This is a genomic window from Flavobacterium sp. SM2513 (assembly GCF_050908145.1).
GTDB lineage: Bacteria > Bacteroidota > Bacteroidia > Flavobacteriales > Flavobacteriaceae > Flavobacterium.
Window position 1 is genome coordinate 2,945,646 of record NZ_CP194228.1, and the last position, 13,082, is coordinate 2,958,727.

Below are 13,082 nucleotides of genomic sequence, written 5' to 3' on the forward strand. Positions count from 1 at the left end.
AAAGATGAAAAAAAGAGTTGTTATAACGGGAATTGGTATCGTTGCTCCAAATGGAGTAGGGAAAGATGCTTTTCGTCACGCTTTAGAAAATGGAATTTCAGGAATTAAGTACGATTCCCAATTAGCAGATTTGAAATTTTCGTGTACCGTTTCAGGCAAACCAGAACTAACGAACGAGTATATTAGCGAATTTTTCACTGATTTAGAATTGAGAAACTTCAATGCTTCTGGAATTTTATACGGATTAATCGCCGGAATGCAAGCGTGGAAAGATGCCGGATTATCAATATCTTCTTCTGAACAACCGGATTGGGACAGTGGGACAATTTTTGGCTCAGGAACTTCAGGAATCGATAAATTCAGAGAAAGTATTTATAAAATTGACGATTGCCAAACACGTCGCCTGGGAAGTACAGTAGTGGCACAAACGATGAATAGTGGCGTGAGTGCATTTTTAGCAGGAAAATTAGGATTGGGAAATCAAGTTACAACCAATTCCTCTGCATGTACCACGGGAACCGAAAGTCTTTTAATGGCTTTTGAACGTATCCAATCCGGAAAAGCAAAACGAATGTTGGCGGGAAGTACGAGTGATTCCGGACCTTATATTTGGGCGGGATTTGATGCAATGAAAGTTTGTACTTTTAAGCATAACGAAAGCCCTGAACAAGCGTCAAGACCAATGAGTGCCTCTGCTTCTGGATTTGTTCCGTCAAGTGGTGCTGGTGCTTTCGTTGTTGAAGATTTGGAAACCGCACTTGCAAGAAACGCTACTATTTATGCTGAAATTCTCGGTGGAAATGTCAACTCTGGTGGTCAGCGAGGTTCTGGAACAATGACAGCTCCAAACGCAGAAGCAGTCCAAAGATGTATAAAAAATGCAATTCTAGATGCGGGAATTGAAGCAAACGAAATCGATGTTATTAATGGACATTTGACTGCAACTTCAAAAGATGCTTTGGAAATTGAAAATTGGTGCAAAGCACTAAACCGAACGGGCATTGATTTTCCGTACATTAATTCTTTAAAAGGAATGGTTGGACATTGCCTTTCAGCGGCTGGAAGTATTGAACTTGTCGCATCAATATTGGAATTACACCATCAATTTATATTTCCTTCAATCAATTGTTCGGATTTACATCCAGAAATTACAAAGCTTATTAGTTCAGAAAAAATACCTCAAAAAACAATTTATCAACCCATCAACGTTCTTGCAAAAGCCAGTTTTGGTTTTGGAGATGTGAACGGTTGCGTCATACTCAAAAAATATACTTATGAATCAAATTGAAACATTAAAAGCGATTATAAAACCCTACGTTCCAAATCCTACAAATTTAGAAAATCTAACTCCTGAAACCGATTTCATAAAGGACTTGGCTATAAATTCGGCTAATTTGGTCGATATAATCTTGGACATTGAAGAACAATTCGACATCACAATTGACAACGACGGTATGGAGAAAATGATGACTGTTAAAGCCGCATTGGCTATTATTGACGAAGAACTTACTAAAAAATGATTGGAAATGACATTATCGATTTGCAACTGGCTAAAGTGCAAAGCAATTGGCGTAGGCCAAATTTTTTAGAAAAATTATTTACAGTTGACGAACAATGTTTTATTCGAAAAGCTGAGAATTCGGAGTTGGAAGTATGGAAACTGTGGAGTAGGAAAGAGGCTGCTTATAAAATCTACAATCGCGAAACCGGAATCAGAGGTTTTTTTCCTTGGAAAATAAATTGTGAAATTTCGAAAAATACAAGTGAAAAGTTATTTGATTTGGTAACGATTGATGGAGAAAAATTTTATACAAAAACAATTGCAACTGAAAACTATATGTATAGTATTGCTGTAAAATCAATTGCACTTTTTGACGCGATTGTTGAAGTTAATCAAACAGAAAAAATCATAAAAATAAATGATTTGCCATTTATTGAAAAATCACTAAAACCAGTATCTATAACCCATCACGGTCGTTTTCAGAAAAAAATAACGCTAATCGATTCCCAACTGTTTTTTTAATTTCAAAAAACACAATCCCATCGTATACGCTTCGTCAATTGACGAATCTGAACCAATAGCTGGTAACTTCAACGCTTGCGCAATTTCAGCGACGGAAAATTTTTTATCATCACTAAATTCTTTCCATTTTTTGAACATTACTTCCAAATCGAGAGCTTCATTTCTCAGCTTGCTGCACTCTAATTTTTCTAAAGCTTTATTAATCATTTCAATGTCAAAATCAATTCGGTGGCCAATTAGAACTGCATTGCCAACAAATTCAATTAGCTTTTGAATACCTTCCGTTTCAGTCGATTTTGGCATCTTAGATTCAATGATAAATTCATTAGAAAAACCGTGGTCGTGGTTGTATATGTATTGCAATAATATTACCTCAAATGCATCTTTTACTATAATTTCACCTTTTTGTACGACAACTGCACCTATAGTTAAAATAACATCTTTTTGCGAATTTAGTCCTGTCGTTTGCAGGCTCAAGGTGACATAACGCTCCGATTTCTCTTCTTGCAATAGCAAATACTTTTTCCAAAACTCCGGATATTTTTTATTTTTTAACCAATCAAGCATATTACATAAAATAAGTTAGTTGAAATTTATTCTTTATAATTTCTTCCAATTCTCGCATTGGCGCCAAAGCATTTTTCAATTTTTCTCTATCTGACTTTGAAAGCTCTTCAAGCAAGATGTATTGACCATTACTGTTGTTTTTCAACCCTTCTTTTGTTCTGATTTTTGCCAAAACTACAAAAGCTTCTGCCGCATTTAAGTAAATTTCAGCATATTTTGGTTCAATCATCGCTAACTGTTTAAATCGTAGGAAAGTATTGTTGATACCTTTGACTTTATGACTTAAAATAAGCACGCGTGCGGCATCAACTAAATGCAGAATTGCTCTGTTTTTAATATCAAATAATTCTTTATGAATTCCTTCTTCTTCAATATTGAATTGTTTGAAAAACGTAAGTGGTGCTGGTCTTTTCAACGTTTCTGCACCTAAATAAGCTAAAAATTTCTTGGCATTTTCTAACCTATCAAAAACTACGTCATTTAATTGTTCTTCAATTTCAATGGACCCATAGGCGATTTCATAATCAAAAAACAAGGTCGAAATTTCATTCGACTTGTCTCCCGGCTTCAGGATCCAGCCACTAAATTGTTCTGACCATTCCGAAAATGACTTGCAATATTCAGGGTTACTGGCTGTATATTTATTTGAATTCGCTGAATATCCAACCTTTTCTAAGATTTCAACCACTTTGTTCGCAAGTCTTAAAAAATAATCTTTAACAATCTGATTTTTGTCGAAAGCTACATCTTCATAAACTAAAAAGCTGTTTTGGTCCGTAAAAAGCAACTGCTCTTTTCTGCCTTGACTACCGATACTAAACCAAGAAAAGCGGACAGGAGGTGAGCCTAAATCTAAAATAACCAAATCAATGGCGCGTTTTATCAAAGCATTATTCACTTCTCCGGCGATGGTATGAATATGCGAGAGCGGTATTTTCTTTTGAATTGAATTCTGAATAAATTCTTCAAATTTAAGCCGAATGTTGTGCAGCTCTGCACTATTTGGAGCACGCTTAATCTCTTTTATTAAAACTCCTGGATTACTTGCTTGCGCAAAAATTAGATCTTGCTGTGAAATTACACCAACAATCGCCGTTTTATCTGTTCCATCAACGGTAACACACAAATGCGTGATATTATTTTGTAGCATTAACAACTGTGCCTCCGCCAAAGAAGTGTTTTCAGGAACTGTAATCACTGGGGCCGACATAATTTTGTTTGTCAAAGCTGTAATGTAGAAGCGGCCAGTTGCCACCTTTTTTCGCAAATCCACATCAGTAACAATCCCTAGAGGAATATTTTGATGATGAACTAAAGCACAACCTAGCAGCGAGTCTGTCATTTTTTGTGCTACATTCTGAATGGTTTCGTCACCAGAAACTAAAAGAGGATTTTTGTTGTATTCTAAAGCTTGAAAAAATTGAATTTCATTGGGCGTTTCATACGATTTTCCGCCATCAGTAGATTGGTTTCCACCTAAATTTTCAGAAGTATCTGATGAGGAAGATGCAAAATTTTGGAGGAGAAAATCTAAAACTACAGTGTTTTTCGCTATTATAGGTTTAAAAACAGCTACAGGAATCGCATAAATTATTGAGTCCTGAATCGCTTTAGCCGTTGTAGCATAATTGTTTTTCGCAAAAAACGGTCGTAAACCAAAAACTTCGCCAACAGATGGCTTATCAATTAATGTTTCTTCCGCATCAGCAATTAAAGAAATATGCATCAATCCGGAGGCAACTACATAAAACTTATTGTGTAATTCATCACCAATTTTAAATAAGGTCTCGTTTTTATCCAAAGATAAGACGCTTATTGACAAAGAAATAGTTTCCAACTCATCCACAGACAGGTTTGAAAAAGGACTATGCATCTTTAAAAAATCGGAAATAGTGGAGGCTAAGCTATTATTCATAGAGAAATTAAAGTTTAAAATTACACATTATTTACGGCTTTAGAAAGACTTTTAGAATGAATATTTAACTTATTTATTGTGGGAAAATTTAAAATAAATTCTTAAAAAAAAATTAATTGTGCGAGAGTTTGGGGCAATAGTAATTAACTTTACTTCTAACAATCAATTTATTATATATGAAAAATTTAAAAAACACATTATGTATTGCTTTTCTAAGTATAGCAACTGTATTTGGAGCTGCAGCACAAGAAAAGAGAGCTAGTCCGGCAGAAGTAGCACAAGGAAAAATTAATGGTGCTGCCGTTACAATTAATTATTCAAGCCCTTCTGTCAAAAACAGAGCTATTTGGGGAGAATTAGTACCTTTTGGTAAAATTTGGCGAGCAGGTGCAAACGAGGCAACAACAATTGAAGCAAGCGAAGATTTAATAATAGAAGGGCAAAAGCTTCCGGCGGGAAAATATTCATTTTTTGTAATTCCAGAAAAAACTGAAGCTACAATTATTTTTAATAAAGTTGCCAAACAATCGGGAACGTCTAAATATAATGAAGCAGAAGACGTTTTTAGAGTTAAAGTAAAGCCGCAACCTAGAAAAGAAAAAGCGGAAAGCTTGGTTTACACAATTTCTGCAAATAAGATTGTTTTAAGTTGGGACAACTGGGATATTCCAATGAAGGTAAAATAAATATTTTAATCAAAAAAAGTATAAACAGTTACAGCATTTGTTGTAGCTGTTTTTTTTTTGATATATTTTAAAAAAAATCCTAAACTTCTAATAAATAGATGCTTAGGATTAATTTAGTGACCTCGACTGGATTCAAACCAGTAACCTCTTGAGCCGTAATCAAGTGCGCTATTCAGTTGCGCCACGAGGCCTTTAATTCGGGTGCAAATATAGGGAAATATTACACTTACACAAAGTATATTTTAAAATAAATGAACTAATTTTAAATATTTAAAATAGTCCACTGATAATCAATTGATTTCAAATGAAAAATAATTTTTTTATTGCAAAGCTCGGGTAGTGACGAAGTATTTCCAAGCAATAATTGCTTTTTGAAATTTTGTCGCTTTTGCCAAATCCAAACGTTCTTTGGTATAATTAGGCAATATAGCTTTGTTTATTTTTGCTAATAGTTTAAACATTTAGTTTTCATTTAAAGATAAAAAAAATGCAGGAACTTCCTGCATTTTTATAATTATTTAATGTCGAAATTACTCTGAAATGCTAATTTCAAACATTTTGTCCCAATTTTTCCCGGTTACAAAAAATGTTTTAGTCTTTGGATTGTAAGCAATTCCATTCAAAACATCTAAATCAGGATGTTGTGTCACTTTTGATTTCAGATCTTTCAAATTCAAAACCGCTTCTACTTCGCCCGTTTTAGGATTAATTCGAGCAATTGCATCTTTTTGATAAACATTTCCAAATATTTTTCCATCAACCCATTCCAATTCATTAACGTTCTTAACTTTATTAGCACCCATATAAATATTGATATAATCAATATCTGTAAAAGTTTCAGGATTTATGGTCCAGATTTTCTCACTACCATCCGACATATAAAGATTTGTCCCATCATTTGTCAATCCCCAACCTTCCAATTTTGGTTTAAAATAAGGAAAGGATTTTAGACGTTTAAAGTTATCAGCGTCATAAACAAATGCCGTCATCTCCTTATAAGTAAGCTGGTACACTTTATTATTTAAAACAGTGATTCCTTCGCCAAACATTGCGTTTTCTAAGTCAACTTTTTTATATACTTTTCCTGTTGTGTAATCCGTTTTTCGCAAACTTGAAATTCCTTTTATTCCAGTTCCATTTCCGGCACCATTTCCTGTACTTTCGAATAATGTATCGCGGTAAAATTCTAGTCCTTGAGTATACGCTTTTATGTCGTGAGGATAAACATTCAAAATTTTATAAGTCAACGATTTTGGCTGAATAGCAGAAATCATTTCAACACGCGAAACTGTTTCTTGCGATTCCCCTTCAGCATAAACAACTGCTTTTATACCAATATATCCTAATTTCTGATTATCCCATCGGTATTCAAAAATGGAATCGTCCATTTTTGAACCTACTTTTGTATCATTCACAAAGTAAACAATACTGTCGATTTTTTTACTTTGCGAATTGTCAATTTGTAATTTTAATGCATCTTTTGACGTGTATTGTGCCTTTAATTCCTTTTGATTAAAGCTAAATGAATTTGTTTTGCCTTTTTTTGAGCCATTACAGCTCACTAATAAACTCCCTAAAATTATGAAAGCGAATACCTTATGTTTTCTCATGATTTGATTTAAATTTTAAACAATATACAAACTTAATTTATATGTTAATTTCCATTTGCAAACATACAAAAAGATTGTATATTTGCACCGGCAAGTCCTACACGACCAGCTCCTGCAGAATCCCCCAGGGTGGGAACGCAGCAAGGGTACGTGGTTGAGCGGTGCGATGTAGGTAGCTTGCCATTTTTTTTTAAATCAGAAATTACGTCTTCCATTTGGAAGATTTTTTTATTTTTGGACGTTTGTAATTAGAAGCTATTTCCAGCTCTTCATTCCAAGTCCTCCTATTATTAAGCGTTTTGCTAGGTCTAAAAGGAGCTTCCGCTGGTCGCTCTTTTATCCCAAGCAAAAACTGCTCAATAATAGTCCGGGCTTTCCTTTGCTATCTGGGCTATACCTATATTTACACTCAAAAATCGGTTTTCCATCAAATAACAGTACTATGTCAAAAGTTGTATTAATTACAGGAGGTTCATCAGGAATAGGCAAAGCGGTTGGCGAATTTTTGCACCACAAAGGTTTCACAGTTTATGGAACCAGTCGAAATCCAGAACGCATTTCCAACTCCATTTTTCCACTATTGCAACTAGATGTTCGAGATCCCGAAAGTATTCAGCTTGCAGTTGCTGAAATTATTCAAAAATCGGGTAGAGTAGATGTAGTCATTAATAATGCAGGTGTTGGAATCACTGGTCCTCTAGAAGAAATTCCGACACAAGAAATAAAAAATAATTTCGAAACTAACTTTTTTGGTCCAATTGAAGTGATGAAAGCAGTTTTGCCCCAAATGCGTTTGCAAAAGGAAGGTTTAATAATCAATATCACTTCCATTGCAGGATATATGGGTTTGCCTTACAGAAGCGTTTATTCAGCATCAAAAGGAGCTTTAGAGCTCATTACGGAAGCGCTGCGAATGGAAGTAAAATCCTTTGGGATTCATATCACTAACGTTGCACCAGGAGATTTCGCTACGAATATTGCCGCTGGACGTTTTCATGCACCAATTATAAAAGGTTCTGCTTATGAACGTACTTATGGAAAAAGCCTTGCAATGATGGACGAACATGTCAATCACGGTAGTAATCCGGATGAAATGGCAAACGCAATCTTTGGAATTATTCAAAATCCAGCACCAAAAGGCCATTACAAAGTCGGCTCTTTTCTACAAAAATTTTCTATTGTTTTGAAAAGAATCTTACCTGATAAAAGTTACGAAAAGATATTGATGAAACATTATAAGTTGCACTAAAAATTGGTAAGTTTGAAGAAAGCATTTATTAGCAAATAATTGAAATTGATTTTTAGATATTGAAATTGATTTCTGAATGCTTACTTTTACCAAAAAATTATAGATAAATATAAATTATAGAAATATGAAGTTTTTTATTGATACAGCTAATTTAGCTCAAATTAAAGAAGCCCAAGAATTAGGCGTTTTAGACGGTGTTACTACAAACCCGTCCTTAATGGCAAAAGAAGGAATTACGGGAAAGAATAGTATTTTAAAACATTACGTTGACATTTGTAACCTTACAGACGGCGAGGTAAGTGCTGAAGTTAATGCCGTAGATTACGAAGGAATGATTAAGGAAGGCGAAGAGTTAGCTGATCTTCACGAACAAATAGTAGTTAAATTACCCATGACGAAAGAGGGAATTCGTGCTTGTAAATATTTTTCGGATCGAGAAATTAAGACAAACATGACCTTGGTTTTTTCGGCAGGACAAGCGTTATTAGCGGCAAAAGCAGGAGCTACTTTTGTTTCGCCTTTCATCGGGAGACTGGATGATGTTTCGACTGACGGATTGAATTTGATTCAAGAAATTAGGGAAATTTATGATAACTACGGGTACGAAACACAAATTTTAGCTGCTTCTGTACGTCATACGATGCATATCATTAATTGTGCGAAAATTGGTGCAGATGTTATGACTGGACCACTTTCAGTTATTTTGGGTTTATTAAAACACCCATTAACAGATATTGGATTAGCTCAGTTTATGGCTGATTTTGAGAAAGGGAATAAGTAGTTTTCCTTTTATAGTATAAAAAAAATGCGATTTCTAATAAAAGAAATCGCATTTTTTATTGCTTTTTTTTGACTTATTTCAAAATCGTCTGTTTTCTATCTGGGCCTACAGATACAATTTTTATTGGAATTTCTAATTCATCTTCAATAAACTGAATATATTCCTTTAATTCACTCGGAAGTTCATCATAAGTCGTCATGCCAGTTAAATCAGCTTGCCAACCTTTGAATGATTTATATATGGGTGTCACATTTTCTGCTTCAATATTATACGGTAAATGTGCAATTTCTTTTCCTTTGTAATTGTAGGAAGTTGCTACTTTCAACGTGTCAAATCCAGAAAGAACATCGCCTTTCATCATCATCAATTGCGTTACACCATTTACTTGAGCGGCATACTTTAAAGCTACTAAATCCAACCAGCCACAACGTCTTTGACGACCAGTTACTGAACCAAATTCATTACCAACTTTCGCCATTGCAGTACCTACTTCGTCAAAAAGTTCAGTAGGGAAGGGACCACTTCCAACACGGGTCACATAAGCTTTGAAAATTCCGTACACTTCGCCAATTTTATTTGGAGCAATTCCCAAACCTGTACAAGCTCCAGCAGCTGTCGTATTTGAAGAAGTTACAAATGGATATGTTCCAAAATCTACATCCAATAAAGAACCTTGAGCGCCTTCCGCTAAAATAGATTTTCCCGCTTTTTGAGCTTGATACAAATATTCCTCACTGTCAATAAATGTTAATTTTTTTAAGTCTTCAATAGCTTCAAAAAATTCTTTTTCAAGTTCCGCTAAGTTATACTGAATATTTACATCGTAAAACTTAATCATCGACTCATGCTTGTCTGCTAAAGCTCTGTATCTTTCTCTGAAATCAGCTAATTCAATATCGCCAACACGAATACCATTTCTACCAGTTTTGTCCATGTATGTCGGGCCAATTCCTTTTAAAGTCGAACCAATTTTCGCTTTGCCTTTTGAAGCTTCAGAAGCGGCATCAAGCAATCGGTGAGTGGGTAAAATTAAATGCGCTTTTCTTGAAATAATTAATTTTGAAACGATATCAAGATTAAATTTAGCCAATCCTTCAATTTCCTTTTGAAAAACTACAGGATCAATTACAACGCCATTTCCAATTACATTAACTGATTTCTCATGAAAAATCCCAGAAGGAATTGTTCGTAAAACGTGTTTTATTCCGTCAAACTCAAGTGTATGTCCAGCATTTGGGCCACCTTGAAAACGAGCAATAATATCGTATTTTGAAGTAAGTACGTCAACAATTTTTCCTTTGCCTTCGTCGCCCCACTGCAATCCTAATAATAAATCTACGGTCATTATGTGTGTGTTAGTTGTTTGTTTTTAAATTAGAAGTGAAGTAGTTATTCACTTTTTAAAGGCTGAATTTCCTCTTTTTTTTCTGCGTAAAAATAAAGCGAATGATTTAAAACGTGTATGTTAAAAACCTCCTCAATAGTTTGTTTGATGATTTGAATTCTCGGGTCACAAAACTCAATTACTTCGCCCGTATCAGTCATAATGATATGGTCGTGCTGTTTATCGAAATACGATTTTTCGTAATGTGCCTGATTTTGACCAAATTGATGTTTTCTGACCAGTGCACAATCCAATAAAAGTTCAATAGTATTGTACAATGTCGCACGGCTGACGCGATAGTTTTTATTCTTCATTTTGATGTAGAGATTTTCTATATCGAAATGTTCTTCGCTGTCGTAAATTTCTTGCAAAATTGCATAGCGTTCAGGAGTTTTCCTGTGCGCTTTATTCTCAAGGTACTTTGTAAAAACATTTTTTACAATTTCCTGATTTTTACTATTATCTACTGAAATGAGTGTCATATCCTGCAAAGGTAAGGAATTAGTTTTAATGATGAAAGTAGTAGTGTACAGGTATAAATGAAATAAAAATTTAGAACGCTTCAAAGAATGATATAAATAAATTCTATTTTACATAATATAAATTATGATTCAAATTACGTACAATAAGATAGCTGGCTGTTAGTACTTATTTAGGCAAATAAATACTAAATACAGAACTCTCATTTATCTTACTAGTTGCTGTAATAAAGCCTTTGTGGTTGTCAACTATTTTTTTACAAATAGCTAACCCTAATCCTGTTCCTTTGTATGCATGGTTCGTATCTAATCGTTTAAAAAGCATAAATATCATCTCGGCATATTGCTGCTCAAAACCAATTCCGTTATCTGTAACTGTTATTTTATAATAATTGTTACCTGAAATTGTTTTACTGTTCACAACTTCCTTGTGAAAATTTTCTAATTGTATTGAAATAATTGGACTTACGTTTGGACTTACATATTTTATAGCGTTTGAAATCAAGTTTATGAACAACTGCTGTATTTGAAATTGGGTTCCTAAAATAACCGGCAATTTACCTATTGTAATGTGAGCCTTTTTTTCCTCAATAGTAAATGCTAACTCTTCTAAAATTTCATTTAAAACAATGTTTAAATTAACATTTTCAACTTTACGATCCGCTTTGATGGTTCGCGTATAGTCAACTAAATCAGTCATCAAATTTTGCATTCTTTGGGCTGCAAACTTAATTTTACTAAAATAGGAAATCGTTGTTTCAGCAGATTTCTCTAAAAATTCTTTACTTTCAATACGGGAAATAAACATCTGAATTTTACGCAAAGGTTCTTGTAAATCATGACTTACGATATTATTAAAAGATTCTAATTCTGAATTAATAGCTACTAACTTCGAATTATTTTCTTCTAATTCATGGGTTTTTTTCATCAACTCAGTAATATCCTGATTTACTCCAATTTTTACTAAATGTCCTTTTGAATTATTTAAAAATTTACCTACAGAAACCATATGTCTTATTGTTCCATCAGGCAACAAATAACGATATGTAATAGTACTCGCCTGTTTGTTGGAAAGTGTTTCGTAATGCAACCTACTTACTTCTTCCCTATCTTCTGGGTGAATAAATTCCATAATCGTCTTCATTGAAGGCTCAAATGATTTGGGCTCACAACCTATAAGACGGTAAAAATTATCTGATAAAAGCAAGGTGTTCTTGACCGTATTTATCTTCCAACTACCAAAACCAGCAACCATTTCAGCGTTGTTTAAAGTTTTATTTATAAAGCGTATTTCGTCATTAATAGTTTTTAATTTATCTAAATCCTCATACATTTTTACATAAGCTAAAACAAAAATCACTAGTGAAATTAAGGCAATTAAAAATCCAGATGTTTTTGAACTTTCAATCATTTTATCATAATTGTCGTTGTAGCTTCTGATTTTTGACTCCAGATATTTGCTATAATTATTAATGTCTTCTCTTAACTCATAAACAGTTGAATTAAAATTAGATGTATTCTTAACCGAATTTTCTGTAAAAATTTGATTTTTAGCTTCTTTATAAGATTCAAGTGAAGCTTTAAGTTCATTATTTTTAGTTAAAACTTTCCCGTCTAATGAATTTAAAAAGTTATTTTTTTCAAAGAAAGTGGCAATATATTTACTATCTAAATTAGTTTGCTGTGAAAATATACTATGATTTAAAACTTGAGTTTGAGTAAAATAACTGTCTCTTTCAATTTCTGATTCAAGATGTAAAATATTTATACTAGCCGTATTATACATTACGATTCGTTGCTTAAAATCTTTTAAATCTTGCATTTGAAAATAAAACATGGTAATTAAATACCCAATAGAAAATATTGAAATTCCTAGAGCAAATCTAAGCAATTTTAAGTGGTCGAGCTTTATTAGAAACTTCATATAATTATATACTTAAAAAAAATGTTTCTTTATTTAATCCTGCTGTATGGTATTGCCAATTGATATTTAAAACTTGGTGTATTGTTTTCTTAAGTTTATTAAAATCAGCTGGCTTTTTTATATAAATATTTGCTCCATTTGTAAACGTTTCTTCAATATCTTGTTCTGATGCTGATGTGGAATATATGGCAATAACTAAATCCCTAAACTTTGAATTTTCTCGTATTTCTTTTAAACATTCAAGACCAGACTTACAAGGCATGTTAATATCCAAAAATAAAATGTGCGGCAAATAGGTTTCGGGATGATTGAGGTAATCCATCAATTGCAAACCTGTTTCAAAAACATTCAAAACATTTTGCATTTTCAACTCTTTTATGGCATCCGAAAAAAACATTCGATCGTCTTCATCGTCGTCACAGAGTAATATCTGCATTTGCGAGTGAGTAGTGTCCATAATTTAA

14 protein-coding genes, 1 tRNA gene and 1 other RNA gene are annotated in these 13,082 nt (G+C 33.4%); 7 read left to right on the forward strand and 9 right to left on the reverse strand.

The window, feature by feature from the left end; all coding sequences use genetic code 11:
- The first annotated feature begins 4 nt into the window (after positions 1 to 4).
- The 3 genes from ACQ5J2_RS12510 to ACQ5J2_RS12520 are packed head-to-tail and all read left to right on the forward strand — an operon-like array spanning position 5 to position 2,023.
- Positions 5 to 1,288, forward strand: coding sequence for a beta-ketoacyl-[acyl-carrier-protein] synthase family protein (locus ACQ5J2_RS12510; RefSeq protein WP_432670804.1), 1,284 nt, complete (start codon positions 5 to 7; stop codon positions 1,286 to 1,288).
- A complete protein-coding gene (locus ACQ5J2_RS12515; protein WP_432670805.1) occupies positions 1,275 to 1,520 on the forward strand; it encodes a phosphopantetheine-binding protein in 246 nt (81 codons plus the stop codon). The genes ACQ5J2_RS12510 and ACQ5J2_RS12515 overlap by 14 nt, the downstream gene beginning before the upstream one ends.
- Positions 1,517 to 2,023, forward strand: coding sequence for a 4'-phosphopantetheinyl transferase family protein (locus ACQ5J2_RS12520; RefSeq protein WP_432670806.1), 507 nt, complete (start codon positions 1,517 to 1,519; stop codon positions 2,021 to 2,023). Before ACQ5J2_RS12515 ends, ACQ5J2_RS12520 begins: the two co-directional genes overlap by 4 nt.
- Here the strand turns inward: ACQ5J2_RS12520 and ACQ5J2_RS12525 are convergent.
- Together ACQ5J2_RS12525 and ACQ5J2_RS12530 are read right to left on the reverse strand one after the other, a co-directional pair.
- Entirely contained in the window at positions 1,997 to 2,590 is a 594-nt protein-coding gene (locus tag ACQ5J2_RS12525; RefSeq protein ID WP_432670807.1) for a 3'-5' exonuclease, read from the reverse strand. The genes ACQ5J2_RS12520 and ACQ5J2_RS12525 overlap by 27 nt on opposite strands.
- Before the next feature lies 1 nt (position 2,591).
- Positions 2,592 to 4,505 (reverse strand): DUF294 nucleotidyltransferase-like domain-containing protein, encoded by a 1,914-nt coding sequence (locus ACQ5J2_RS12530; RefSeq protein ID WP_432670808.1) that lies wholly within the window; start codon positions 4,503 to 4,505, stop codon positions 2,592 to 2,594.
- 176 nt (positions 4,506 to 4,681) lie between these two features.
- Between ACQ5J2_RS12530 and ACQ5J2_RS12535 the strand changes: the two genes are divergently transcribed.
- Positions 4,682 to 5,191, forward strand: coding sequence for a DUF2911 domain-containing protein (locus ACQ5J2_RS12535; RefSeq protein WP_432670809.1), 510 nt, complete (start codon positions 4,682 to 4,684; stop codon positions 5,189 to 5,191).
- A 117-nt stretch (positions 5,192 to 5,308) separates the two neighbouring features.
- Here the strand turns inward: ACQ5J2_RS12535 and ACQ5J2_RS12540 are convergent.
- The 3 genes from ACQ5J2_RS12540 to ACQ5J2_RS12550 all read right to left on the reverse strand — a co-directional run bounded on the left by ACQ5J2_RS12540 (position 5,309) and on the right by ACQ5J2_RS12550 (position 6,801).
- Positions 5,309 to 5,382 (reverse strand) — tRNA-Arg (locus ACQ5J2_RS12540).
- Positions 5,383 to 5,511: 129 nt separating this feature from the next.
- Positions 5,512 to 5,652 (reverse strand): SsrA-binding protein, encoded by a 141-nt coding sequence (locus ACQ5J2_RS12545; RefSeq protein ID WP_432670810.1) that lies wholly within the window; start codon positions 5,650 to 5,652, stop codon positions 5,512 to 5,514.
- 69 nt (positions 5,653 to 5,721) lie between these two features.
- The gene (locus ACQ5J2_RS12550) at positions 5,722 to 6,801 is read right to left on the reverse strand and encodes a glutaminyl-peptide cyclotransferase (RefSeq protein WP_432670811.1); all 1,080 of its coding nucleotides are present in this window, start codon (positions 6,799 to 6,801) and stop codon (positions 5,722 to 5,724) included.
- Between the two features lie 88 nt (positions 6,802 to 6,889).
- Here ACQ5J2_RS12550 and ffs point away from each other — a divergent pair.
- The 3 genes from ffs to fsa all read left to right on the forward strand — a co-directional run bounded on the left by ffs (position 6,890) and on the right by fsa (position 8,831).
- Positions 6,890 to 6,987, forward strand: an RNA gene (gene ffs, locus ACQ5J2_RS12555) — signal recognition particle sRNA small type.
- A 256-nt stretch (positions 6,988 to 7,243) separates the two neighbouring features.
- The gene (locus ACQ5J2_RS12560; protein ID WP_432670812.1) at positions 7,244 to 8,050 is read left to right on the forward strand and encodes an SDR family oxidoreductase; all 807 of its coding nucleotides are present in this window, start codon (positions 7,244 to 7,246) and stop codon (positions 8,048 to 8,050) included.
- A 124-nt stretch (positions 8,051 to 8,174) separates the two neighbouring features.
- Complete coding sequence (fsa, locus tag ACQ5J2_RS12565; protein WP_432670813.1) at positions 8,175 to 8,831, forward strand: fructose-6-phosphate aldolase; 657 nt, start codon at positions 8,175 to 8,177, stop codon at positions 8,829 to 8,831.
- 73 nt (positions 8,832 to 8,904) lie between these two features.
- Here fsa and ACQ5J2_RS12570 read toward each other — a convergent pair whose 3' ends face one another.
- The 4 genes from ACQ5J2_RS12570 to ACQ5J2_RS12585 all read right to left on the reverse strand — a co-directional run bounded on the left by ACQ5J2_RS12570 (position 8,905) and on the right by ACQ5J2_RS12585 (position 13,075).
- Positions 8,905 to 10,176, reverse strand: a complete 1,272-nt coding sequence (locus ACQ5J2_RS12570; RefSeq protein WP_432670814.1) for an adenylosuccinate synthase — start codon at positions 10,174 to 10,176, stop codon at positions 8,905 to 8,907.
- A gap of 44 nt (positions 10,177 to 10,220) precedes the next feature.
- Positions 10,221 to 10,697 (reverse strand): Fur family transcriptional regulator, encoded by a 477-nt coding sequence (locus tag ACQ5J2_RS12575; protein ID WP_432670815.1) that lies wholly within the window; start codon positions 10,695 to 10,697, stop codon positions 10,221 to 10,223.
- A 166-nt stretch (positions 10,698 to 10,863) separates the two neighbouring features.
- Positions 10,864 to 12,516, reverse strand: coding sequence for a sensor histidine kinase (locus ACQ5J2_RS12580; protein WP_432670816.1), 1,653 nt, complete (start codon positions 12,514 to 12,516; stop codon positions 10,864 to 10,866).
- Positions 12,517 to 12,622: 106 nt separating this feature from the next.
- On the reverse strand, positions 12,623 to 13,075 hold the full coding sequence (locus ACQ5J2_RS12585) for a response regulator (protein WP_432670817.1): 453 nt from the start codon (positions 13,073 to 13,075) through the stop codon (positions 12,623 to 12,625).
- Positions 13,076 to 13,082: the final 7 nt, after the last annotated feature.